We start from the raw sequence: 24,177 nt of genomic DNA, 5'->3' as shown, positions 1-24,177 counted from the left end.
TTATTAGCCAAACAACTAACAACCAACCACTAACAACTAGCTAATGAGTGAAACTACTCCTGTTACCGGATTAGGATTGTGGGGGCAGCGAGCGCTGTCAGCGCTGTTCTTGGGTGGGCAAGTGGTACTACATCTGCTGGGTGGGAGAATCCACAGACGCAACACCCTCGATCAGATGGCATTGGTTGGTCCTGCCTCGCTACTGATTGCGATGGTCACGGCTGGCTTTGTTGGTGCGGTGTTTACGATTCAGGTAGCACGAGAATTCATCAACTTTGGTGCAACTACGGCTGTAGGAGGAGTTCTCGCACTTGCCCTAAGCCGTGAACTTGGACCCGTTTTAACGGCTGTGGTTTTGGCAGGGCGAGTCGGCTCAGCGTTTGCGGCTGAAATTGGCACAATGCGAGTTACAGAGCAAATTGATGCTCTTTATATGCTCAAAACAGATCCAATTGATTATCTTGTGATTCCCCGTGTTCTGGCTTGCTGTGTGATGCTGCCGCTTTTAACAATTCTCTCAATCATCGTTGGCATGACTGGGGGAATGTTAGTGGCGACATCGCTCTATAGGATTCCTGAAAGCGTGTTTGTAGATTCTGCTCGTGATTTACTAGATGTCTGGGACTTGTGCAGTGCGGTAATCAAAGCGGTTGTTTTCGGAGTGTTAATTGCCGTAATTGGTTGTAGCTGGGGGTTAACGACTACGGGCGGTGCAAAAGGCGTTGGGCAATCGACAACTACGGCTGTTGTTACAGCTTTGTTGGTAATCTTCGTTACTAACTTCTTCTTGTCTTGGCTTATGTTTCAAGGGACTGGTAGTGCAGTATTGAGTATGAGCTAGCACAAAGCACTCAGCTATCAGCCATCAGCTTTTTTGTTTTCCTGAGTCTGACGCGCTAGTTTAACAGCCTCCAACTATACCTAACTAACTGAGACTGCTATAGATGCGTTCTAACTTTATTCCCAAATCGGCAGGGGGTAGAGACGCTTTAGAATGGAATGGTCTAGATGTGTGTTTATAATTACGGGATTTAAGCGAAGTGACTTCTGCTGCTTCTTCTACATCGACACAAATCGTTGAGCTAACGCCCAGTTACAAACTGCCTTTAATCTTGATTATTGCTGCCTTGCCACTGTTGCTCCTGCAAAAATGGATAGGTTTGGCGATCGCTTTAACAGCCTGTTCCATAATCGCGCTTTTGGGGCTGTTTCTGATGTTTCAGGCAGCAACAATCCGTCTAGTATTTACAGAGACAGCGTTGGATATCTATCGGTCTGAGACACTGCTCCGGCGCTTCCCCTATCAAGACTGGCAAAACTGGCGAATCTTTTGGTCGAAAGTCCCGATTTTGTTTTACTTCAAAGAAGTCAAGAGTATTCACTTCCTCCCAGTTTTATTTGACCCGAAGATGCTACAAACTTGTCTAGAGCAACGCTGTCCCAGAATCTAAGTCCGTTATTAGACTTGCATCAGGTAGGGATTGGTTAGTCGTTAATTGTTAATTGTTAGATGAATTCAGACGAATCAAAAAACCACGAACAAGAGCATGAACAACAGCAAGCGGTTGAGTCGTTCAATGAGCTAGAGCAACAACCAACAGTTAAGGCGTCTGATAAAGAGGAGCAACGTCCCCCACTTCAATTGGGTATTCAGCGACCTGATGATGGGGTCGCCACTGCAAAAGTGGGCAATGTAGAGGAACCAACTACCTCATTAGAGCTAAAGCTACCTGGAGATGAGCAGGAACCTGCGATCGCAAAAGCCGAAGTACCGGAGGAATCAGGGGATTTAGAAGAACGACCAATCTTAGCCACAATTGGGCAACCCATAGCTAACAACCCGACAACTACTGACTTAGCTCAAACAGTTGCTGAGCTTGAGCGCAAAGAACGGGAGTTGAGACAGAAAATTTCTGTTCTACAAGAAACTCAAAGCCGCATCCTTGCCGATCAGTTGGCACAAACTCAAGCGGCTGTGGAACGAATGGTGCAAGAAGGAGTAACTGAGCTAGAGCAGCGCAAGCAGGCGCTACAAATTTCCGTTGAGCAACTAGAACGTCGTCGGGAGCGCATTCGAGCAGAAATGCGAACTAGCTTTGCGGGTGTCTCCCAGGAGCTAGCGATTCGAGTCCAAGGCTTTAAAGATTATTTGGTTGGTAGTTTACAAGACTTAGCCAGCGCTGCTGAGCAATTGGATTTAGCCCCAGCGAATGAACCAGTAAGAGCAGCAGCGATAGAAGAATCGCGTGAACCGGAAAATGCTCCCTTACCCAAATTTGCTGAACAGGCGTTCCAAGATCAAACTAGACAGATTCGTAAAATCCTTGACCAATACCGGACGTTACCGGATTACTATGGTCCCCCTTGGCAACTGCGTCGGACGTTTGAGCCAGTTCATGCAGAACGAGTGTCTAATTGGTTTTTTACTCAAGGTGGACGTGGTGCGATTAAAACAATGGGTAGCCGCTTACAAAATATTTTGGTTGCCTCGGCAACTATTTCTGTTTTGCGTACACTCTATAGCGATCGCTTACGGACTCTGATCATTGCGAATACCCCTGAGCGTTTAGGAGAGTGGCGCAGAGGATTGCAGGACTGCTTGGGTATCTCCAGAGCGGATTTTGGTCCAGAACGGGGTATAACTTTATTTGAAGAGCCTCCGGCATTGGTACAAAAAGCTGACCGATTACTAACTCAAAAGCTCATACCACTGATTATTGTTGATGAGACAGAAGACGAAATTAGTCTCTCTATGCTGCAATTTCCCTTTTGGTTAGCTTTTGCTCCCGATCCTCAACAGATGTCTACCTACCAGTATTAAATTAGCTAGTAGCGGTTAGTGAGGGCTTACTGAGGAGTCGTTGAAAGGAGGGGAGATTGGCATGAGGAATTTTCTTGAGTCAGTGCCATTCCACTTAGGCTAATCGCTAACAACTAATTGAGGAGAGAGGATAATGGTGCTTGAGTTGACGTTGAGTGGCTTACTCTTACTGACTGCTTATTTACTCGGCTCAACCCCTACGGGTTATACAGCAGGGAGGTTACTCAAGGGGATTGATATTCGGGAGCAGGGGTCTGGCTCTACGGGTGCAACTAATGTTTTGCGGACACTAGGAAAGGGACCGGCGTTAGTAGTTTTACTCATTGATGCCTTGAAGGGAGTTGGCGCGATCGCTCTGGTAGATGCTTTCTATGCCTTGCCAGTGACACAGGTCGTACCTTCTACCTGGAAACCTTGGTTAGTGGCTTTCGCTGCCTTTGCTGGCATATTTGGTCACAGTAAGTCAATTTGGCTGAACTTCACAGGTGGGAAATCTGTCGCTACAAGCTTGGGTGTTTTACTGGCGATGTCCTTGCCAGTGGGATTGGGAACGTTAGGCGTGTTTGCTGTTGTGCTTGCGCTGTCGCGAATTGTGTCTTTGGGTTCAATTACGGGTGCGATCGCTGTTTCTATACTGATGATTCTTTTCAAGCAACCACTACCCTACCAGCTATTTGCGATCGCGGCTGGCTCATACGTTATTTATCGACACCGCAGCAACATCCAGCGTATCCTTGCAGGTACAGAGCCTCAATTAGGTCAGCCCTTACCACAAGAAGCCAACAGCAATTAAAACCAATGTTTGGGATAGGGCTTACCTGAAACTAAATTATTGAAAATAATCGTGCAAAAAACAAGCACAAGCGATCCAGCCAAAATAGGAGTCCAAACAAAATCCCAGGATGCCTGACTGGTCACACCTAACAGAGCGATCGCTCCTCCCGGCGGATGCAGTGTTTTAGTTAACTGCATGAGCTTGATGGCAGTCGCTACTGCCAAAGCCATCACCCACGCTTCTGAACCAAAAAGCTGCACCAATGAAACGCAGGTGATCGCAGCAATACAGCTTCCCCCAATCACATTGCGCGGTTGAGCCATTGGACTATCAGGTACAGCAAATACCAGAACAGCCGTTGCACCCAACGGTGCCGCAATGAGCGGATAACCACTGTGAATCGTCAGATAGGTAAGCACCGCAATCCCTAAAAAACTGCCAAGATAAGACAGCAAGATTTGTTGATAGGAATCCCAGAACGGCTTAGCAGAAGCCTCCTTCAATATCCTGGACTTGACTTGAGTAATACGTTGTCGTCCTAAAGGCAAAAGCCCCCTAATTAACTTAAACGTAAAAGATTTCTGGTATCCCGGCAATTTTCTTTTTCTTTGCATGGTCAGAACTAATTGCAGTACCAGATTCTATTAAACAATGTTAAAGGATTGAATGAATCGGGTGTTCTGTATTTTTTGATACAGATTTTCTATGGAAAAGATAGGTTGACAGGTTAAAAAGTAAATTTCTAAAGCCTAAATTTATGAAAGCAACTGTTGAGCAACTGGCATCGATTTCGGTGTTCACTCAGTTACAGCCAGAACAACTCGCGAACTTACAGCCCCACACGGTTGTTAAAACCTATCAAACCGATGAAATTGTCTGCCATGAAGGCGATCGCCTCCCTCGTCGTCTTTATGCTCTAATTAACGGATTACTGCGAGTTTCCAAAACAGCAACCAGTGGGAAAGAAACCATTCTGCGGACGCTGGAAGGTGGCAATATCTTTGCGGCTCCAGCCCTCATTGGTAATGGTATTGCGCCTGCTACAGTGAGCGCTGAGAGTGAGGCTCAAGTGCTGATGGTCGATCGCGAAGCCTTGCTGGCAGTGATTCAAGCGAATCCAGAAATCGCACTGAAGATGATGGCAGTCTTTAACCAGCGTCTCCAACAGTTACATGAAATGGTACATGGGTTGGTTTCAGAACGAGCGATCATCCGGTTAGCGCGTTTCATCCAATATTCTGCTGGAGAACCAGGAACCCAAATCGGTGGGCAAGGAGCCTGTCTGCGCCTACAACTTTCCTATTATGAAATTGCTCGTAGCATTGGCATCACCTATGAGGAATGTGTGCGTCTGTTTAAGCAACTGCATTCTGTTGCTTCCTACAGTCGGGGTGGAAAAATTACCATACTCGACTGGGATGGGTTAGACGCGATCGCTCACGGAACGGTAGAACCTGATGCAATCGCGCAAGCCAGAAATCCTGATCAAACGCCTGTAGTTAATGGCAAAAAGCATTGAAAGGCTATGTTGCAGCCGAAAGGGTTAAGATAAACGCCAGATTCGCTTCTGCCTTTAACGCATGGGGTGCATTGGCAGGCATAAAGACAAAAACACCAGGTTCCAAGTTTATGTCTTGTCCTTCCAGCGTCAGCGTTCCCTGTCCTTCAATCACCTGGACAACAGCGTTGCGAGTTGAGGTATGTTCCGCGATATCAGTTCCGGCTGCCAGACAAAAGAGGGTGTATTGGCAATAGGGAACTTTCAGTAATACTTTGCTAAGTACCCCTGTTTCAGCATATTCAATTTTGTCTTTCAGTTGAATAACTAAAGATTGAGAATTCTGTACTGTTGTAGTCATCGTTCATCTCCTATTTATTTCCGCTCTGCACACAAAATGATGTAGCCTAATTCCCGTTCGTATTGCTTAAAGACACTCCGCATTGTCAGCAGGCGATCACGTACTTTAGGCTGAGTCAGTACATTCCAGAAGAATTTGATTGCATCAATCAAGCCTTCATCTTGAATAATTCGAGCCCGGTTGAGCAGTCCCATCGCTCCTGTTTGATGGCGTAAGACGTGTAAATTGGCTGCTTCACAAGCCGCAATCCACTTGGTTTCAGACAAGGGTGTAGAGTTCGCGCGAATCGCTGCTGCCAAGACACGATGAATCTCTTCTTCCCGATCGTTTGCCAGCAACTCATGGGAGAGAAATTTGCCCCCAGGCTTGAGGCGATCGTGAATGCCTTGCAAAACTTTCGTTTTGCCTGGAATCGATTGCATGGTCAGAATTGCTTCTGCCAGCACGTAGTCAAATTGTTCTGGAATCTGCTCTAAATGGAAAATATCACCCTCAATCACCTGCACCTGCGATTCCAGTTCAGCAGCTTGAATATTGGCACGGACACGGGCAACGCTCTCAGGATTTTTTTCTACTCCCACAACCCGAACACCATACCGCTTTGCCAGGGCGATCGCACTATAACCAAAGCTGGCAGCAAGCTCTAAAACTGTCTCTCCCGGTTTGAATGCAGCCCACTTAAAAACCTCTTCAGTTGCTGTTTTACCACCAGGTCGCAGAATTTTCTTCCCGGCTGCTGCCATCACCTGATGTCCAGTAGCTGTTTCAAGATTAATGGTTGAGCGGGTCATCGCTTTGCCCTCTAGTGCAGACATTTCTACTCTGCCAAATTAGAGACAAGAGATATATGAGCTACCTCATGAAACGCTAGCAACTTTCAATCGTTTGTCTCGCCACTAATCCCATGAGCAAAATGCTACTGCCCCAACTGCACTGATCGCGTTTTGGCGGCTAGCACAGCTTCAATGAGTGCTGAGCGAAAACCAGCACGCTCTAATTGACTAACTCCAGCAATTGTGGTGCCACCGGGGCTAGTTACGCGGTCTTTGAGTTCCGCTGGGTGTAATTCTGATTGTTGTAACAACTGAGCTGTCCCTAGTACGGTAGAGAGGGCGAGCTTAGATGCGATCGCTCTTGGTAATCCTGCTGCAACACCGCCATCGGCGAGAGCTTCAATCATAATGGCGACATACGCGGGTCCTGAACCCGATAAACCCGTCACCGCATCCATCAAGGACTCTGGCACCTCTACCACTTCACCAACGGCTTGGAAAATCGCTTTTGCCTGTTCGACATGGTGGGGCGTGACTGTTTTACCGGATGCGATCGCTGTGATGCCCGCCCCTACCGTTGCTGGTGTATTGGGCATTGCTCGGATAACTGGCTGAGTGCCAAAAGCCGCTTCCAGTTGGCTCAACGATACACCCGCTAAGATTGAAACCACCACTGGCTGAGACTCTTGCCTTTGACTGACCTTCGCGTTACCTTCTAACAGTTCTGTTGTTACTGCCTCAAATATCTGAGGTTTAATTGCCAACAACAAAACATCCGATGCCGCCACCGTGGCTCGGTTATCTGATGTCACTTGGACACCATATTCTTGTACCAAAAATTCCCGTCGCTTGGCTTGTGGCTCACTCACCAAGACCTCGTCAGAGCGGTAAAGCTCCTGAGCGAGTAGGCGGGATAAAAGAGCTTCTCCCATCACCCCGCCACCAATCACACCAAGCTTAATAGACACTCTTAGCACCCCTTGTTAAGAGAGTTTGGATTTTGGATTTCTAGACCCAATCTACAGTCTCAAGCTTGTTATTACTGTGCCATCCGCTCTTGTTCCGCTGCCCAAGCTGGGGCAGGCGCTGTTGGACGCTGAGTACGCATCTGTGGCGAAGAGACTTCGTTAACAACACCCGACTGAGTACTGACTTGAACACAGCTAGGTGTAAACAAGAAAATACTTTCGCCGATTCGCTCTTGATGACCATCGATCGCATAGGTACCGCCAGCAACAAAGTCTACAGCTCTTTGCGCTTGGTCTGGGTCCATAATCGTGAGGTTTAAAACTACTGACTTGCGCTCACGTAGTGCTTGAATCACTTGTGGCATTTCTTCAAAAGAACGCGGCTCAATTACCGCGACTTCTGAAAGACCATTGACAGCTCCAGGCATTCCAATCACATTATTCATCGAAGTGGTTCCTATTCCTGCATCTGCTCCTACAACTGTCCGCTCCCGAACACGCCGCCGTTGTGGGCGTTCTTCCTCTAGTGGTGGCGCTTGAACTTGCTGCTCCTGCTGATAGAGATTTTGGTAAGAATCTCCATCCACATCATCGTACTCGTACCCATCGTATTCCACTGGTTCATTGAAACCAACGAAATCTCGTAACTTAGTAAAAAGGTTGTTCATTGTTCACTCTCCATCACAACTTTAGTTGTACGCTAAAAATCCAATTATTGATCGTCTTTGAGACTGTAGTGTTCAACAGATGTTTTTTTAGATTGAAAAGAACTGTAAATGGCTCTCTTACACTCTGCTAAGTAACAATTTCCACTACTGGAGACTCTCACAACTAAGTCTAAGACTATACAATACTCTCCTGAAAGCAGGTAGTCAAAAACACAGTGATAAACGCCCAGTAACGTTAAGAACGACAACACCCATCATAAAGTTGTGTTGGGAATATATTAGCCTATGCCTTGACAGAGGGGGAGAGGGGGAGCAATTCTATGTAGGTTCCGAATTAATGATCTCAAGAATGGGGAGATAGGTAGATGCGGGAAAGAGAAACTACTACATTTGACCGCAACTTTGTATAAAAAATCTACCTTTGTGCAGTAGAGAGGCAAAATACTCTAACAACAGGTTTTTCAAATTGAGATTGCCGAGTGGGAGCATAAAGACAATCTTTCCAGGAAACCTTTAGGCTGTCCGTTCCCCAAAAATAATTCGCCCAAGACGCACCATCGTTGAACCCGCTTGCACAGCTAGAGGGTAATCTCCTGACATTCCCATTGAAAGCTCCTCCATACGAAGATGTGAACAGTTTTGTTGCTTGATTTTATCCGCCAGTTTACGAGTGTCCTCAAATACTTGCAATGCCTCCTGTTGAGATAATCCGAGAGGGAGAATGGTCATTAAGCCTCGAATTTGTAGCGATTTATACGTGTCAAGTTCTGGTAGATCTGAGAGTAGTTCTGGAGCAGTCCAGCCATATTTATCAGGATCGGGCACAATCTTGACTTGGAGGCAGACTTTTGGTTGCAGGGAAAGTTCCTCAGCTAAGCGATCAAGACGCTGAGCTAGCTTCAGACTGTCACAAGAATGAATCCATTGGAATTGCTCTAAGGCTTTTTTAACTTTGTTGCTCTGGAGATGCCCAATGAAATGCCAGTTGAGGTCGGGTAAGTCACTGAGTTGGGCAAGTTTCGCTTCTGCTTCTTGAGTGCGGCTTTCGCCAAAATCCCTGATTCCTGCCGCATAAGCTTCTCGCATAGCCTCCACTGATACCTGTTTGGTGACAGCAATCAGCCGAACGCTAGGCGGTAACTGTTGACGAATGTTAGCAATGCGTTCTGCAATTGAGCCAGTCATATCAAGTCGGATTAATTACTTCATTTATATAGGAAATGAGCAAGCGGACTGAAGATCATTGGAACGTTTGCTTATGGATATGCTGAAGTACCTCGAACTCCTGGCTTGCACCAGTGCGGCGGAGCATACGAAGGCGATTTTCTACTAAAAGGCGAGCGTCTGAACGACCAATTGGTTCAAAGCTAATACCATCCGACCCAGTTGTCACCATAAAAAATAGACGCTGGGCATAGAGGGTGGTAAACAATTCTTGGTTCTCTTCAACCAGGCAAACTCGAAAAAGCAGACCAAACGTTGGGTGATTCAGATAGGTTTCGGCGTTCATCAACATCCCGACTAAAAATGCCCATCCCTAGCAGGGGGATTGGGATGAGTCAGCTAAATTGTAGGAGTCCTGGCTCCGATTAAAGCTATGCAGATAATAGCTCGTTTCGGTATTTACGGAGAGTTAGGGTCTGCATTGATTAAGGATATCAGTATTATTACGAGACTTGGTACTGACTTTCTTTACAAACGTACAAGATTAACCGTGGGTGGATGTCAGCGCTACCAACTGAGCCTGAGCTTTATTGAGAGACTCGTACCATTCTTGTTCTGGGTCGCTGTCAGCGACAATTCCCGCTCCAACTTGACCCCAAATAAGACTAAGTGCTGGGTGAGCTGAGCCTTGAGTAAAAATACTGGATTGTTCCCTGCCTCTGCCGACCAAAAGAGTGCGAATCAGTATATTCAAATCTAAATTGCCGCGCTGGTCAAGATAACCGCAAGAGCCATAGAACAAGCTACGACGAACTGATTCAAGTTCTTCAATAATTTCCATGCAGCGAACTTTTGGGCAACCCGTGATTGTCCCCCCAGGGAACAGGGCGCGAATTAGATCAACAGCATCACAATTGGCACGTAGTGTAGCCGTAATATTACTGACGAGGTGCATTACATGGCTGTAACGTTCAATGGTGAATAATTCATCAACTTCTACGGAACCCCACTCGCAGACTCGTCCTAGATCATTACGCTCTAAATCTACGAGCATAATGTGTTCTGCTCTTTCTTTGGTATTAGCTAAGAGGTCTTGTGCTAGCTGCTGGTCAATGGTAGGTGTTGTGCTACGCGATCGCGTTCCTGCAATGGGTCGAGTTTGGGCTTGCCTTCCCTGTAACTGTACCAGTCGTTCTGGAGAAGAACTAATCACATCACCCCAAGGGGTTTGCCAAAAGCTAGCAAAGGGTGAAGGATTAATTTGTTGCAAAGCTCGATAAATTGCCCAACTTGAAGATTTGGTTGCGACTTCAAACCTGAGAGAAAGATTCGCCTGAAAAATATCACCAGCCTGAATGTATTTTTTGGCTTGTACAACAGCGGCTTCATAGTCAGCTTGACAGGTGAGGAAGTGGGGGGTGGGGAATGGAGAATGGGGTATGGGGTATGGGGTATGGGGTATGGGAGATGATTGTTCGAGGCGTTTTTGTAATTGGTCGAGTTCGGCTTCACAGGTAGCGGCTAGCCATAAAGTTTGTTCAGAGTGATCGAGGACAGCAAAACTGGCTGGTTCGTACCAAAAGGCAACGGGAAATGGTAAGGGATCAAGGTTCAAGCGAGGTAGCTGCTCAATTTCCCAAGCTAAGTCATAGCCTAGCCAACCTAACCAACCACCAGTAAAGGGTAGGTGATGGGGTGCTGAGGCTAAATTATCTTCATTTCTATTAGAAGAGAGTAAGCGGCGCAGGAAGGGAAGAATTTCTCCGACGGCTGGTGTCCACATCTGATAACGCCCCTGGTAGGTTCGGGGCATCCCAGCACAGAGAGAATAACGAGCTAGTAAAGGTTGGTCTTGAGGCGTTGGGTAGGGGCTTTCTAGCAGGGTGGCAATGGTATTTGTATTCCGAAACAGGTAGTCAAATACCTCGGAACCTGTGCGACTTTCTAAAGGTAGCGATCGCCAATGCCAGGGTTGTAAGTCAGTAGTCACTCGTCAGGTTTCAGGTGTCAGTACTCATTGGTCATTATCGCTCCATTGCCCGATAGCTTCTGGACTCTACTCAACTGGAACCGTGGCTATCGAACCTGTGTCTAGGTCATGGTGTAGAGCATAAAGCAGATTATTGAGGTAGGCGATCGCTATGAAGAAATTGTTGTTCCGGAGGGAGTCTCGTTGCTTAGGAACGTTTTTACTCATTACTTTATTTAGCCCAGCTATACTCGCTACTCCGGTACAACTGGCACAAGCTGTAACAATTGCTCAAAGTAGTTGCGATTCTCCAAGCATCCAACCTGCTGAGGAAAGAGTTGACGAACTGGTAGTCAAGGCAAGAGAGTATACGAGTTCCCAGAATAAGGAGAAAGCTTTAGAAACGCTCAATCAAGCACTTGAGCGATTGCCATCCCTGAACAACGTTCAGATGAAAGCGGAATTGGTTCGGGATATTGTGATTACTCCCGATGGAGACACGAGTTTGCTAGAGAAGTTGGTAGCGATGTATGTGGAAGCGGAACAAAAAGAGCAACTTTCTAGTGTCCTCGCCAAATTACTACCTGTTACCCAAAGCCTAAGCAGTGGTTATAGCTTTATCAAAACGAGTACCTTGAGTGCGATCGCACATCACTACGCCACGATTGGACAGCCGCAGAAAAGTCTCGAAATCTTACCTCAGTCCTTGCAGGTTGTGAATTCCCTTCAGGGTGCTGAGTTTAAAATGATTGCATTGACGGAAATTGCAGAAGCGTATTTGGCAGCAGGGCAACGAGAACCCGTACCTGCAATTCTTGCTCAGTCACTCCAGTTGGCTCAAGCGTTTGAGCATTCTAATCCCTATCGCAAAGCTGAGGTTTTAGGACGGGTTGCGATCGCTTATGCTCAAGCTGGAGAGTATGATCAAGCCCTTGAAATTTCTAAAACGATTGAGAATGCACCCCTCTACAGAAGTAATGTCTTAGGAGCAATTGCCAGCCAATATGCCCAAAAAGGGCAGATGGAGCAAGCCCTTCAGCTTGTCCAAGGTGTGGATGCAGGTTATGCCAAAGCAAAGACTTTATCAGACATTGCTCTGAGCTATCTCAAAGCTGGACAGCAAGATAAAGCCTCTAATATATTTTCCCAAGCTGTGGAAACGGCTCGTCCTGTGGGAGAAACCTTGTTAGCAGAGATTATTACTCAATATGCTGCTGCTGGACAACTAGAAACAGCCCTGAGTACTGCTCAAACAATTAGCAATGCTGAGGGTAAGGCAAAAGCCTTAAGTGCGATCGCACTTTTGTACACGAAAGCTGGGCAACAAACACAAGCGTCTCAAGTCCTATCTCAAGCCATCGAATCTGCTAAGGCAATGCCAGATGCTTACTTCCAAGCTAGGCTCTTGAAGGAAATGATTGACAATTATGTCAAAGTGGGGCGCTATGAGGATGCTTTCCAAATCGCCCAAGCTATTCAAGGAGATACTGTTGACATTGAGCTTAGTAAACCGTTTGTTTTGCAGAATATCATCACCAAGGCGGTTGAAGCTGGACAAAACGAGCAAGCACTCCAGATAACGCAATTGCTAGATAAGGGCGATATTGGTTCGCGTAATGTTGCCTTGCAGCGAATTGCTCTTAGCTATGCGAAAGCACAACAATTTGACAAAGCAATCCAGACTGCCCAAATGGTGGAAAATTATGGTTCTACCTACTTTTATCAACCAAGAACCTTAGCTGCGATCGCAAATGAATACCTAAAAACAGGGCAGACGAACCGAGCCACTGAATTGTATACTCAAGCGATTCAAGTCGCTAATTCTTTAGAAATCCCTAGCAACAAAGCGGAAGCTCTTGCTGCTGTTGCGCTTGAGTATACTCTCTCTGGACAGCAAGACAAAGCTTCTGCCCTCTTATCCCAAGCGTTACAAGTCGCCCAAACCCAGGAGGACAATTCCTACATCTTACAGGCGATCGCTGACGAGTACATCAAGGCACAACAATACGACGTTGCTTTTAAAATTGCCCAAGCGATGCGCGATAGCTATGAGAAAACCAATAAATTGCAGGAAATTGTTAGTAAATACCTGGAAACAGGACGATATGACGACGCACGGCAATTTGTCAATATCTATGAAACACCTGCTGAGAAAGTAGGATTGCTGCTTGCGATCGCTAACAAATATATCCAAACTGGACAAACAACCAAAGCCACTGAAGTTTTAGCCCAAGCTTTTCAAATTGCTGAAGCGGTTGAGGGGCCTGAGTCAAATATTTTGGTTTTCAAAGTGGAGACTGATAGCCAGGGTAACAGAATTAGTGCTACCGAAGTTGATGACCCTGCTGATAGAGGCAGCCTTCTCGAAGAAATTGCAATTAAGTATGCTCAAGCTGGACAGTACAACCAAGCACTTCAGGTTACTCAAGCATTAGAAAGCACAGCTACTCGTAATCAGTTAAACCAACGTTTAGCCTGTTATCGGTAGTGGTAACTGAAATGTTTTACGAGTTTCCTTAGCCGTCAAGGGTTCAAACCCTAGGGCTTTTAGTGAAAGTCCTCGCTTAGATAAATCAAGGCATCCACTCTAAAACAATCCCTACTCGACTATCCTTTTCTTCCCTCGAATTCTGCTTTTGAATATCTGTAGATAAGCGCAAATTTCGAGTAACCGCATAGCCAAAAGAAAGTGTTGTGATACCTACTTCATCACTGCTGCCAGGAGAGACAAAACTCTGAGTTAACGAAACATCGGCTGCACCTGTACGAGATAAAGCTAACATCAACCGCGCCCCAACATTGATACCATCTGTTGAGTAGTCGTTAGATTCTATATTTCGGTAGCCAACTAAGGGTGCAATGTTGACATAACTTCCCAAGGGAAGCACATAGTAGCGTAAATCTGCGCCGAAGGTTTGGCGATCGCCATTAAAAGAAGTCTGATAATCTCCACTCACCGTCAAGCCAGTACGACCAATAAATACATCTTCCACACCGACATTAAATCCTGATGCATCATCGTTAGAGGGAAAGTTAGAGTAACCAAGACGCAAGCGTGTGCGAAAACTGGGATCATTGCGAATGTCTTCCAAAACATTCGGCACTTCCTCCAACCAGCGCTGCAAAACAGGACTATTTTCAATAATTTCGGGACTTAAATCCAATTCCTCAGCCGTTGAATTCGGCGTTGCTGCTGGCTGAGGCGTAGTTTCTGCTTGACTTAGCTGCATCTTTTCGGTAACAGCGTTATAGCGATTCTCCACTGGATGCACAAATTCAGAACCTAACCCCCCAGCCTCCTCACTAAAGCTCCGGTTTCCTACAAGGAAAGGGGGAGTAATACCAATTGGGTTCGAGTTTGACACATATTCTTTGATTGCTCCCCCCTTTACAAGGGGGATTGGGGGGGTATGGAATGTGCTATCGTCTAACCCAATTGATACAAGACTCCCCTCTCCTTGCAGGAGAGGGGTTGGGGGAGAGGTCATACTAGATTGAAGCGAAGTGTCATCCGCTACATTCACACAAGGCATTAAACCCGCTTCGTCTACCTCAAGATTTGGCTCAGTTGTGACACGAGGCAAATCTTTGTTCTCCACCTCCCTATTGACTTGAGAACTGGCAACCATCTCCGCTACAGGTGATGCACTCCAAGCCGAGGAGGACATTGTAACAATTAGTCCAACACTCAAGACTACTCCTGAGAACCCCAGTTGTTTTGACCAATCCCCAAAAGATTTCATTCTAATTCCGCTTCTTAGTGTCCTAGCCTAGGTTCTACCCTACTACTAACAGTTAACCGTTGACTATGAACAGCCAACGGTCAACTAACTTACCTTCTTGAGTGCAACTTAATCTAAATCACTTACTCTTGTTTTTTCGCCAAGGCGTTCCCAAAAACCAGCACAGTACCGTCGAACCCAAGGCAATCAGCACCCATGTTAGTGACTTCGAGACAGTTATCGCGACAGCAAGGATAGCCAGCAGTAACAACACAACCTGAAGTGCAACAACTAGAGGACGCTTCAGAAGGAAATCTGGTGTCTGTAATGCCAATGGTGCAGTTAGCTGTAACCACCAGTAGAACAACTGTAATGACTTATCGAGAACGTTATAGATTACACTCCGGCGTAACCGCTTAGAGCGATCGCCTAAAGTAGTAAGAACGACATTTCTTAGAATCAAGCCAAATCGAGTGGAGAGGTTTGCCAGCACGACTGTCGGAACGCTGTCTAATACCGACTCTTCACCCACTTTATAAGTCTTAAGAAAATAATCCTCTGTTCCCCCTGGAGTACGCACCAAATCTTCAATCGCTTCCTTCGCTAATGTTCCTGCTGCCAAAGCACTTACACTGCGATCGAAGTAACCAGCAACAGGTAGATACTTTGGTTTTTGATTGGGTTCAGTTAAATCAACTCGTTGTCTGTTCCAATTAAGTTGCTCGTCAATTTCATCAGCGAGAACATTCTGCAAGTCGGTACTTAAAATCTCACGATGTCCCTCACGCACTAAATCATCTAGGAAATCTTTCAAAAGGTTTTGCCGTTGCTCTTGTTGGTCTTGTTGCTCTTGAGTAACCTGTTCAGCGAACTGGTGAAGATAGTCAATAATTTTCAGGCGATCAAGTGGTTGGGAATGAGGTAAAGACTCCTTGACGAGAAATTCAATATACTTTACTTTGAATGCTTCAAACTCTTTCCCTTCTTGGGGATACCCCTGTTCTCTAGCTTGGCGTTTCAAAAATTCAGGAAACCGCTGGACTGATTCAGTCGTTATCAACGCTTCCACAATCCGATTTAGCCCGTCTAACCTGCCCCAGAGGATATCATTAGAGCGCCAAGATTTTTTAAAGAATCCTCCAAAAGCATACAAAGTTTCTCCAGCTAACTTATCCTTAACCTTTTTATCTTTGCCAAACCCCATTTGAGCATCATTCGGACTAATCCGAACGGTGTGAATCAACTCTTTCTCGGTTATGTCTGTTAGATATTCAAAGGGATAAAGAATCTGATCTAATTCTCGGAAGTTTGTAAACTGATGCAGAACCTTTTGCCAGTTACTTATCTGGCTACCTTGTATTAAAGCTTCCGTAGCCAGTTCTACTTGTCGCAGAATATTGACGAACCCTTCTGCATTTTCCTGTTTGTCATAGCTAAAATCCTTGGCGTTCCAAATTTGTTGAAGCTCATCTGGGTTAGAAAGCTTACTAATTTTAGCTTTGAGTTGAGCAAAAATTCCAGATACTTGCTTTTGGGATACCCAATCGCTGGGATAAGCTTCTAGACCCATTGATGGTAAAGTTATGAAAAAGTCTGCGGGAACTTCTTGTAAATGAGACTTGTCAGCTTCCGATGGTGAAAAACTTTCTAATCCCTCAGCATCTAATAAAAATCGGTGTAAGCGAAGCAAACGCTCATAAAACTGACCGCGCAGCAAATTAGGTGACTTTTCTTGGTCTAGCAATTCGTAAAAAGATTTGCTTACGGCTGGATAGCTCAGCATCATGTCTAAAGCTGACTGAATAACTTCTAGTATCTTGATTTGACGGCTAAGATTCTTAGCAAGTGTTTGAACATACTTGTACTCATTTTGACTGTGGTTATTATCAAGAATTTGGCAAACTTTCGCAATGATATAAAAGTGTTTGCGAAGAGAATAAGCTATATCTAGATTGCGAATTTGTTCTCCAAAGGCTCTCAGAATTTTTTCACTGCTTTCTGCTTCTTTATTGCCAATAACACGCTCAGTTAACAAGGTCGCAGTTTTTTCTAAAATAGCTTGCTTGTCAATGTTTGACTTCGTGTCTTCCTCCATTCTCAGAACTAGAGGCAAAATGCGATCGCGTAAGCTAATCAACCGACTCCGTAAATAAACTCCTTCTTGGATTTGATTCTCCTGACGAGTCTCTTCCTTAGAAGCCGCAATCCCTTCTGCATCCTTGAGAATAGATCTGTAGCGACGAACTTTCTCATTATGTTCTTTGATTAACTGCAAATCATTACCAATACTTTCATAGGTTGGGATTCCTACAAGTGAATCCTGAATCACTTGCAAGGTATTGGGTTTAGGCATAGCAGTAAATTGCTTATTCTCGCTGTCGGTAAACCGATCTGGGCCTGGATCAATATAAAATAACTTCCGGTCAACGGGACGGTTAGCGGTACGATAATACATCTCCTTAATCGTGTAGCTAAAGGGACGATTATCTAGCACACCACCATCTACAAAATATAGCTTATACCCTCCTTCAGGCGGTTTGTCAGGTAACTCTCGCTTCTCCAAAAGACCCCATTCAACTAACTTTTGGTCAACTGGATTTCTTTCTTTTAGTTGAACATCGACCACAGGAAAAGCAACCGGAAAGCACGAAGTAATTCTACACAACTTAGCCAGAGCTTGATGAAGTTCCTCTGTAGTAACTTTTACAGGATTAGAAGTACTGCCTGGGTTAAATGGCTCCTTACGACCCTGACGATGCTTGAGCTGAAACATCCCCTTATGGTCTTTAATTTCAATGACACGTCCTGTATCATCAAAAACCTTATATACTCGACCAAAGACATCAGTTCCTGTAACAAATAAATCTAATTCATTAAACTCCGAAAGCCACTCATCCGTTGGTGCTGGAGCCTTACTGTTTTGCGCTTTATCAAACGCTTCTTTAAGCTGCTTTTGATAATAATTTTCTCCATCTAAGATAGAATCCAGTTGAGAGTCGCTAGGGCTAGGCTGACGCATTAGACCCAGAATATTGCCGCTTTCACGCCAGATCTGAGCGAGGTTCGCAAAATCAGCCACTTGGTCTGCTGTGCTATTTGTCAGTGCATAACTGAGAAGAACACCATTAATTCCTCCGGCTGAGGTTCCCGATATGATATCGACGATAATATCGGAATCAGTCAGAGCTTTGATAAGTTTATAAACTCCTCTCCCCCGTACAGCATTATAAAATTCCCGACAAACCCCATTCATATAAACGGCAAGAGAAACTCCACCGTAAACAACCAGTCCTAGGCGAATTTCCCGGCGAAAGATTGGTTTCTTAAAAGTTTGGTCAGTCATTGAGTTGTTCTCCAATTGTTGTACTTTTTTCACTAAGGCTTACTTTTGTGTAATCAAATTAGTTCCATAAGAAACAGTATTAGTTAGTAATCAACGGCGTACAGACACAGTTAAGCGCCTCTCTATGAGCAAGAGAGTTGAAAATGTAAGAGTAGTTTTCTACAAATCCTAAGCTAGTAGCACTCTAATTCTTTATAAGTTGCCATCCTCTGGTGTGTAGCGATCGCGATTGTACTCGCTCCAGACGGATAAAGTAGGCAATTGCAAATAAATGCAACAAGAAATATCCCAATTCCCATTTTTTTAGGTTAGGCATTTTAGGTGTACAAAGTCTTCATCCGTACACGAAGGAATACAGATTAGGGTGGCTATTAAACAAAATGTTTCGAGAATAACAAACTTCTCTCGTTCATCAAGAATTACGAAGAGTTCCCATACGACAATCTCGCAGCCAAAGATTAACCGCTTGACCAATAACACCATTACTACTCTCCCGTGGCGGCGTTGGCGGACGGGTTTCTGAAGCCGAACCGATTCGAGAAAACATCAAAGCCAAGCGCCAGCCATCAGGTGTTTGAGTCAGAAATAGCCAGTGGTAATGCTGTCTATAAAATGCTCTACCATCTCCATACTGCCGCTCTAAGGTAGTCAGAAAAACTTGCTGAGGGGGTTCTAAGTCAGCACCTGGAGCAGTGGAGGTATACTGACCTGGCCCAAGGCTAAGAGGTTCAAACTCTGGATTTCCTGCCACGAGGACGTAACTAAAACTGTCAACGGTTCTATTTAAACGTCGCGCCCGTTGAATCACTCGGTTGGCATAACTGGGTAAATCCTTGAGTAACTGGGACGTTAATGTATTAACATCTGCTGGACAAGTTGAAGATTTAGAGAGCAAGTAATGAGTTGAAGAATTGAACTCATCCCTCATCACTGATAATCCATAGCCTGGTGACGCACTTTGTAGCCCCAGCCAGCAGAGAACAAGAAGCCATCGATGAAGCGTGAAGTTAAACACCGGCAGCCGTTAGTTCATCACCAATTCGCTCCCATGCCGCAACTGGGTCAGTCGCTGCCGTAATCGGTCGCCCAATAACAAGGTAATCCGCCCCCGCTTTGATTGCTTCTGCTGGTGTCATGGTTCGCTTCTGGTCACCTGTTTGTGACCAACTGGGTCGAACTCCAGGGCAAACGAGGAGAAAGTCATCTCCACAAACTTGTCGTAGCTGTGACGCTTCCTGAGGAGAACAGACAGCCCCACTTAAGCCCGATTCTTGAGCTAAAAGCGCCATTTGTAGAGCATACTCTGGCAACTCTACCGGAATTTTTAGGTCAAAGGCTAAATCTCGTGAGGTCAAGCTGGTAAGAATTGTAATTGCAATCAGCTTCGGAGGAGGACAACCTGCTGCTTCTGACCCCTCCAGTGCTGCCGCATTTGCTGCTTTTAGGGCAGTGCGACCTGCTGTGCCATGAATGGTGATTAAATCTACACCATAGCTAGCTGCCTTGCGGATTGCCCCGGCGACGGTGTTGGGGATGTCGTGAAACTTGAGGTCAAGAAATATCCGCTTGTTTCTACTTTTTAGGGTATGGAGAATTTCAGGACCAGTGCTGACAAAGAGTTCTAGCCCTACTTTCCAAAAGGTAACTTGGGGCAACTGTTCTACGAGTGCGATCGCATCTGCCTCAGTCGGAACATCCAGAGGAACAATAATCCTGTCTTCTACAGCCATCTGATCTTCGTGTTTGCTAACTCAATGACCCTGACTCACTTTACCAGTCGTCTAAAGTTCTTTTTCCCAACTTGTAAGATTTTGCCATCCAAAGTATCCGGGGAATCAAAGCTGATTTCAACATCAGAAATGCGATCGCCATCCAGCTTCACACCTCCTCCTTGAATCTGTCGCCGCCCTTCTCCACTACTTTTGCACAACCCACTCGCGCTCAGGATATAAGACAACTTAGCGGGAAACTTGACATTGGAAACAGAGAATTCCGGAACAGCATCACCTGTGCCGCTAGTGTCTCCTTGAGTGATGTTAATCGCCGCCTGCTGAGCTTCTTTTGCTGCGGCTTGCCCGTGATATTGGGTAACAATATTTAAAGCTAGTTGTTTTTGGCGATCGCGTGGTGCTTCGGGTAGCTCATTTAAGGGCAAATTCGTGAGTAGCTCAAAATAGTTCTCTAACAGGTTATCAGGTGTCTTTTCAAGTTTGGAGTACATCGTTAGGGCATCTTCCGACAGTCCCACATAGTTCCCCAATGACTTCGACATTTTCTGAACCCCATCCGTTCCGAGCAAAATTGGCACCAGCAACCCAAACTGCGGCTTCTGTCCAAAATGCCGTTGTAAATCTCTCCCCACAGCAATATTAAACTTTTGGTCAGTTCCCCCTAACTCCACATCAGCCTGCACTGCCACTGAGTCATACCCTTGCATCAAGGGGTAAAGAAATTCATGGATGTAAATAGGGTTTTCCTGCTCGTAGCGCTCCTTAAAACCTTCCTTTGCTAGCATCTGCCCTACCGTCATTGTTGCCAATAACTCTAGAGTTTTTGCTAAATTCAACTGCTCTAGCCACTCAGAGTTGTAGCGAATTTCCAGGCGTCCCGGTGTCTCAAAATCCAAAATTGGTCGCACCTGCTCCAAATAAGTTTCAGCATTTCGCTTGACTTCGGCAGGTGTCAATTGGCGGCGTACTTCAGATTTCCCCGTCGGGTCACCAATCCTTGCCGTAAAATCCCCAATAATCAGGACAGCCGTATGTCCAGCATCCTGAAAAGCTCGCAGCTTCCGCACTGGGATACTATGACCAAGATGAATATCTGCACCCGTTGGGTCAATTCCCAACTTAACCCGTAAAGGTTGGTCTGCTTGTACTATCCGTTGAACTAGATTCTCATTCGGATCTTGAGAATCCAATTGGTTCGGAAAAATTTCACTAACACCTCGGTAGAGCCAAGGCAGCTCATTAGGAATTGATAATTCAGAATTTGACATTCGTCTGGAGCGTCTTAATAAAGACCAACTAGCAGGGTGTGATAGATTGTTTAAATTTACTTTTCTTATACAAACCTAAGCAGAGAGACTAACATTTTTTGTAGGTAATGCCAAAATATCAATGTTTGAGCAGTTAACCTTTCACCCAGTATGCACCTATCATGAGGAAGGGATTGCCTACTTCTAAGCTATCCTACCCTCCTCTTAGAACCCTGAGGAGCAACGCACTCACCTGTCCTAGTCCTTTGAGCGCTTCGCGAAAGCTGATAGCTCGGTAGAGTTTTAGCGATCGCACCATAATCCGCTTGCCATCAATAGACACCCTGCAAAGTGAGAAAGCAGCCACCATGTCCGTAAGACTTTACAATCGACTGCAACCGTATTCCTGAAGTTGTTGAGATGTTCTTCCCTAAATCCAATTTATCCGTAATCCTGCTAATGGCATAAACTTCTGTAATCATCTATATAAAATATTGACATAACGTTGCCACCTAAGTCCGTTCAGTCTTTTTTTGAGTGAGGAAGTTAAATCGCTGTGTCGTCTAGCACTATTCAACAAAAACAAGATCCGAAAAACGGTTCATCACCAGGTTTTCGGTTTGTGCAAGGAGTCGCTCAGGTAACAGGCGGAACCGTCCTCGGCATCACGATGCTAACTAGCTCGATTGTTGCTGGGGGTTTGGTTGGCTTGGCAACTAGCTTTCGCAACCTTCCAGATGTCAGAGTACTACGGGGCTATGTACCTACAGAAACCAGCTATATATATGACGTTAAGGGGAAATCTCTAGCTAGTCTTCATGGTGAAGCGAATCGCGAAGTTGTCAAATTAGACAAAATCAGCCCAACCCTCAAGCGGGCTGTAATCGCGATGGAAGATAGCCACTTCTATATGCACCACGGGATTAACCCTAATAGTGTTGGTCGTGCGCTCTTAGCCAACTGGGAGCGAGGAAGTGTGGTTGAAGGTGGCTCAACGCTAACAATGCAGTTGGTGAAAAACCTATTTCTCTCACGCGAACGCAGGTTTAGCCGCAAAATAGCTGAGGCTGTACTCGCTATCCGTGTTGAGCAAATCTTCGCCAAAGACCAGATTTTGGAAATGTACCTCAATCAAATTTATTGGGGTCACAATAACTACGGTATCCAGACGGCTGCCGAAAGCTACTTTGGTAAGTCTGCCGATAAGCTCAACTTGGCAGAATCAGCAATGCTTGCAGGATTAATTCAGTCTCCAGAAGAATACAGTCCTTTTGTTAACCTCGAAGTGGCAAAAGAACGACAAGCAATCGTTTTGAGCCGGATGCAAAAGATGGGATGGATTACTCCCGCCGAAGCCGAAGCGGCTCGTAATCAAAAGTTAAAGCTGGGTAAGATTACCTCATGGCAGACTAGCGAACTTCCTTTCATCACAGAAGCCGTTGTCGCTGAACTCAATGAGCGCTTTGGTCGGGATACGGTTCTCAAAGGTGGGATGCGAGTCCAAACTACCATTGACTACAACTTCCAACGCATGGCGGAAGAAACGGTTACTCGCGCCCATCGAAACTTACGTCGCCGGGGGATTTATGCTGACCAAGTAGCGCTAGCCGCTGTCGATCCTCGGACACACTTTGTCAAAGCCTTGGTAGGCGGTGTCAACTACGACAAGAGTCAGTTTAACCGCGCTATTCAATCTCGACGACAGCCTGGTTCATCCTTTAAACCGTTTGTTTACTACACAGCTTTTGCTACTGGTAAATATGGACCAGGGTCTACTGTCATGGATACCCCAGTTAGCTATCGGGATGGTAGTGGCTATTACAGCCCCAGAAACTATGGTGGTGGCTACTCTGGTGCGATGAGTATTCGCACAGCTTTGACTGTTTCTGCCAATGTTCCAGCCGTCAAAATCGGAAGAGCGGTGGGGCTGGATAAAGTCATTGAAGTTTGCCGCACCCTTGGGATAAAGAGTCCCATGGAACCCGTCACATCTTTGCCGCTGGGCGCGATTGGCGTGACACCTTTGGAAATGGCAGGAGCCTTTGCCACGTTTGCCAGCAATGGTTGGCACTCTGACCCAACGGTTATTGTCCGAGTCACCGATAGTGCTGGGAATGTGTTGCTAGACAATACGCCCAAGCCTCGGCTTGTTCTTGACCCTTGGGCTACTGCTTCCCTCACCAGTGTGATGCAAAATGTGATTACGAGCGGTACAGGAAAAGCGGCACAAATCGGGCGTCCGGCGGCAGGCAAAACGGGTACAACGTCCTCAGAGCGTGATATTTGGTTTGCGGGATATACCCCGCAGTTATCAACGGCTGTTTGGGTTGGCAATGATAACTACAGACCAATAGGAGGTGGGGCAACAGGTGGTGTCTATGTCGCACCCATTTGGCGGAGTTTCATGCTTAATGCTCTGAAGAATGAGCCAGTACAATACTTCCAACCTGCTTCCAAGTTTGAACGCCCTTAGATAGCTGTTAGTAGCCAGTAAACCGCTTAGGAACGATTTTTGACTTTCCCCGCCGAATTAATTTGAGCGGGGAAAACCCGTACTTCAGTAGATTTGAAACTAATCTAGCTATTTCTCAATTTTCACAGAAAGAATCTTGTCGCCTTTGCGGATAGCATTAACAACATTCATGTCTTCCGTTTTGCCAAAAGTCGTGTGTACTCCATCTAAATGAGATTGAGGCGAGTGGCAGATAAAGAACTGACTTCCACCTGTATCACGCCCAGCATGAGCCATGGATAAAGTACCAGCCAAATGCTGATTAGAGTTAATTTCACATTTGATTTGGTAGCCTGGGCCACCCGTTCCAGTACCCTGAGGACAACCGCCTTGAATCATAAAATTAGGGATGACTCTGTGGAACGTGAGACCATCGTAAAACCCTTTTTCAGCTAGGTCTACAAAATTTTTCACGGTATTGGGTGCATCCTGATCAAACAGTTCCAGGTTGATTGTGCCCTTTTCCGTTTCCATAATTGCGCGAGTCATTGTTTCTCCTTGGTCTAGGAAGCGTTGAATAATTGACTATTGTGGACGAGCTATGTCCCATAGCCAAACTATCTTAGGGCAAAACTGCCCTAGCTAACTTTAGCTAAATTCCAAGCGTGTTATCGGTTGTGGAGTTG

Annotated in this window: 22 protein-coding genes; 7 read left to right on the top strand and 15 right to left on the bottom strand. The window is 45.7% G+C overall.

Annotated elements, in window-relative coordinates; genetic code table 11:
• The first annotated feature begins 43 nt into the window (after positions 1-43).
• From H6F98_RS18610 to plsY, 4 genes are all read left to right on the top strand, one after another.
• On the top strand, positions 44-841 hold the full coding sequence (locus H6F98_RS18610) for an MlaE family lipid ABC transporter permease subunit (protein ID WP_192220186.1): 798 nt from the start codon (positions 44-46) through the stop codon (positions 839-841).
• A 199-nt stretch (positions 842-1,040) separates the two neighbouring features.
• On the top strand, positions 1,041-1,451 hold the full coding sequence (locus H6F98_RS18605; RefSeq protein ID WP_192220185.1) for a DUF3119 family protein: 411 nt from the start codon (positions 1,041-1,043) through the stop codon (positions 1,449-1,451).
• A 59-nt stretch (positions 1,452-1,510) separates the two neighbouring features.
• Complete coding sequence (locus tag H6F98_RS18600) at positions 1,511-2,821, top strand: DUF3086 domain-containing protein (RefSeq protein ID WP_192220184.1); 1,311 nt, start codon at positions 1,511-1,513, stop codon at positions 2,819-2,821.
• 133 nt (positions 2,822-2,954) lie between these two features.
• The gene (gene plsY, locus H6F98_RS18595; RefSeq protein WP_192220183.1) at positions 2,955-3,614 is read left to right on the top strand and encodes a glycerol-3-phosphate 1-O-acyltransferase PlsY; all 660 of its coding nucleotides are present in this window, start codon (positions 2,955-2,957) and stop codon (positions 3,612-3,614) included.
• Here plsY and H6F98_RS18590 read toward each other — a convergent pair.
• Positions 3,611-4,210: an HPP family protein gene (locus H6F98_RS18590; RefSeq protein WP_192220182.1), complete on the bottom strand. Its 600-nt coding sequence runs from the start codon at positions 4,208-4,210 to the stop codon at positions 3,611-3,613. The two genes, plsY and H6F98_RS18590, sit on opposite strands and share 4 nt — an antisense overlap.
• A 143-nt stretch (positions 4,211-4,353) precedes the next feature.
• Between H6F98_RS18590 and H6F98_RS18585 the strand changes: the two genes are divergently transcribed.
• On the top strand, positions 4,354-5,115 hold the full coding sequence (locus tag H6F98_RS18585; RefSeq protein ID WP_192220181.1) for a Crp/Fnr family transcriptional regulator: 762 nt from the start codon (positions 4,354-4,356) through the stop codon (positions 5,113-5,115).
• 4 nt (positions 5,116-5,119) lie between these two features.
• On the opposite strand, the gene H6F98_RS18580 is transcribed toward H6F98_RS18585, so the two are convergent.
• The 7 genes from H6F98_RS18580 to H6F98_RS18550 form a co-directional block, all read right to left on the bottom strand.
• Positions 5,120-5,455: a cupin domain-containing protein gene (locus H6F98_RS18580; RefSeq protein WP_192220180.1), complete on the bottom strand. Its 336-nt coding sequence runs from the start codon at positions 5,453-5,455 to the stop codon at positions 5,120-5,122.
• Positions 5,456-5,469: 14 nt separating this feature from the next.
• Positions 5,470-6,270 (bottom strand): cyclopropane-fatty-acyl-phospholipid synthase family protein, encoded by an 801-nt coding sequence (locus H6F98_RS18575; RefSeq protein WP_242058603.1) that lies wholly within the window; start codon positions 6,268-6,270, stop codon positions 5,470-5,472.
• 101 nt (positions 6,271-6,371) lie between these two features.
• Positions 6,372-7,160: a pyrroline-5-carboxylate reductase gene (gene proC, locus H6F98_RS18570; protein WP_199348658.1), complete on the bottom strand. Its 789-nt coding sequence runs from the start codon at positions 7,158-7,160 to the stop codon at positions 6,372-6,374.
• A 107-nt stretch (positions 7,161-7,267) separates the two neighbouring features.
• Complete coding sequence (locus H6F98_RS18565; RefSeq protein WP_192220178.1) at positions 7,268-7,864, bottom strand: cell division protein SepF; 597 nt, start codon at positions 7,862-7,864, stop codon at positions 7,268-7,270.
• Positions 7,865-8,377: 513 nt separating this feature from the next.
• The gene (locus tag H6F98_RS18560; protein WP_192220177.1) at positions 8,378-9,049 is read right to left on the bottom strand and encodes a YggS family pyridoxal phosphate-dependent enzyme; all 672 of its coding nucleotides are present in this window, start codon (positions 9,047-9,049) and stop codon (positions 8,378-8,380) included.
• A gap of 55 nt (positions 9,050-9,104) precedes the next feature.
• A complete protein-coding gene (pipX, locus tag H6F98_RS18555; RefSeq protein WP_192220176.1) occupies positions 9,105-9,374 on the bottom strand; it encodes a transcriptional coactivator PipX in 270 nt (89 codons plus the stop codon).
• A 198-nt stretch (positions 9,375-9,572) separates the two neighbouring features.
• The gene (locus H6F98_RS18550; RefSeq protein WP_192220175.1) at positions 9,573-11,018 is read right to left on the bottom strand and encodes an anthranilate synthase component I; all 1,446 of its coding nucleotides are present in this window, start codon (positions 11,016-11,018) and stop codon (positions 9,573-9,575) included.
• A 151-nt stretch (positions 11,019-11,169) separates the two neighbouring features.
• Between H6F98_RS18550 and H6F98_RS18545 the strand changes: the two genes are divergently transcribed.
• Positions 11,170-13,485: a lipopolysaccharide assembly protein LapB gene (locus H6F98_RS18545; protein ID WP_192220174.1), complete on the top strand. Its 2,316-nt coding sequence runs from the start codon at positions 11,170-11,172 to the stop codon at positions 13,483-13,485.
• 85 nt (positions 13,486-13,570) lie between these two features.
• On the opposite strand, the gene H6F98_RS33605 is transcribed toward H6F98_RS18545, so the two are convergent.
• The 6 genes from H6F98_RS33605 to H6F98_RS34150 all read right to left on the bottom strand — a co-directional run bounded on the left by H6F98_RS33605 (position 13,571) and on the right by H6F98_RS34150 (position 21,382).
• The gene (locus H6F98_RS33605) at positions 13,571-14,740 is read right to left on the bottom strand and encodes a hypothetical protein (RefSeq protein ID WP_242058602.1); all 1,170 of its coding nucleotides are present in this window, start codon (positions 14,738-14,740) and stop codon (positions 13,571-13,573) included.
• A gap of 118 nt (positions 14,741-14,858) precedes the next feature.
• A complete protein-coding gene (locus H6F98_RS18535; protein WP_192220173.1) occupies positions 14,859-18,062 on the bottom strand; it encodes a patatin-like protein in 3,204 nt (1,067 codons plus the stop codon).
• Between the two features lie 412 nt (positions 18,063-18,474).
• On the bottom strand, positions 18,475-19,077 hold the full coding sequence (locus tag H6F98_RS18530; RefSeq protein ID WP_199348628.1) for a hypothetical protein: 603 nt from the start codon (positions 19,075-19,077) through the stop codon (positions 18,475-18,477).
• Complete coding sequence (gene pyrF / locus H6F98_RS18525; protein WP_192220172.1) at positions 19,070-19,792, bottom strand: orotidine-5'-phosphate decarboxylase; 723 nt, start codon at positions 19,790-19,792, stop codon at positions 19,070-19,072. The genes H6F98_RS18530 and pyrF overlap by 8 nt, the downstream gene beginning before the upstream one ends.
• 35 nt (positions 19,793-19,827) lie before the next feature.
• Positions 19,828-21,060, bottom strand: a complete 1,233-nt coding sequence (gene tyrS / locus H6F98_RS18520; protein ID WP_192220171.1) for a tyrosine--tRNA ligase — start codon at positions 21,058-21,060, stop codon at positions 19,828-19,830.
• 193 nt (positions 21,061-21,253) lie between these two features.
• Complete coding sequence (locus H6F98_RS34150) at positions 21,254-21,382, bottom strand: hypothetical protein (RefSeq protein ID WP_277927595.1); 129 nt, start codon at positions 21,380-21,382, stop codon at positions 21,254-21,256.
• 213 nt (positions 21,383-21,595) lie between these two features.
• On the opposite strand from H6F98_RS34150, the gene H6F98_RS18515 reads away from it, so the two are divergent.
• On the top strand, positions 21,596-23,512 hold the full coding sequence (locus tag H6F98_RS18515; protein WP_192220170.1) for a transglycosylase domain-containing protein: 1,917 nt from the start codon (positions 21,596-21,598) through the stop codon (positions 23,510-23,512).
• Positions 23,513-23,620: 108 nt separating this feature from the next.
• Here H6F98_RS18515 and H6F98_RS18510 read toward each other — a convergent pair whose 3' ends face one another.
• Entirely contained in the window at positions 23,621-24,040 is a 420-nt protein-coding gene (locus H6F98_RS18510; protein ID WP_192220169.1) for a peptidylprolyl isomerase, read from the bottom strand.
• Positions 24,041-24,177 lie beyond the last annotated feature (137 nt).

This window comes from Microcoleus sp. FACHB-SPT15, assembly GCF_014849525.1.
Taxonomy (GTDB): Bacteria; Cyanobacteriota; Cyanobacteriia; order Cyanobacteriales; family Coleofasciculaceae; genus Symplocastrum; species Symplocastrum torsivum.
The sequence above is the reverse complement of the archived record's forward strand: the minus strand, read 5'-3'. Positions and strand labels throughout refer to the sequence as shown.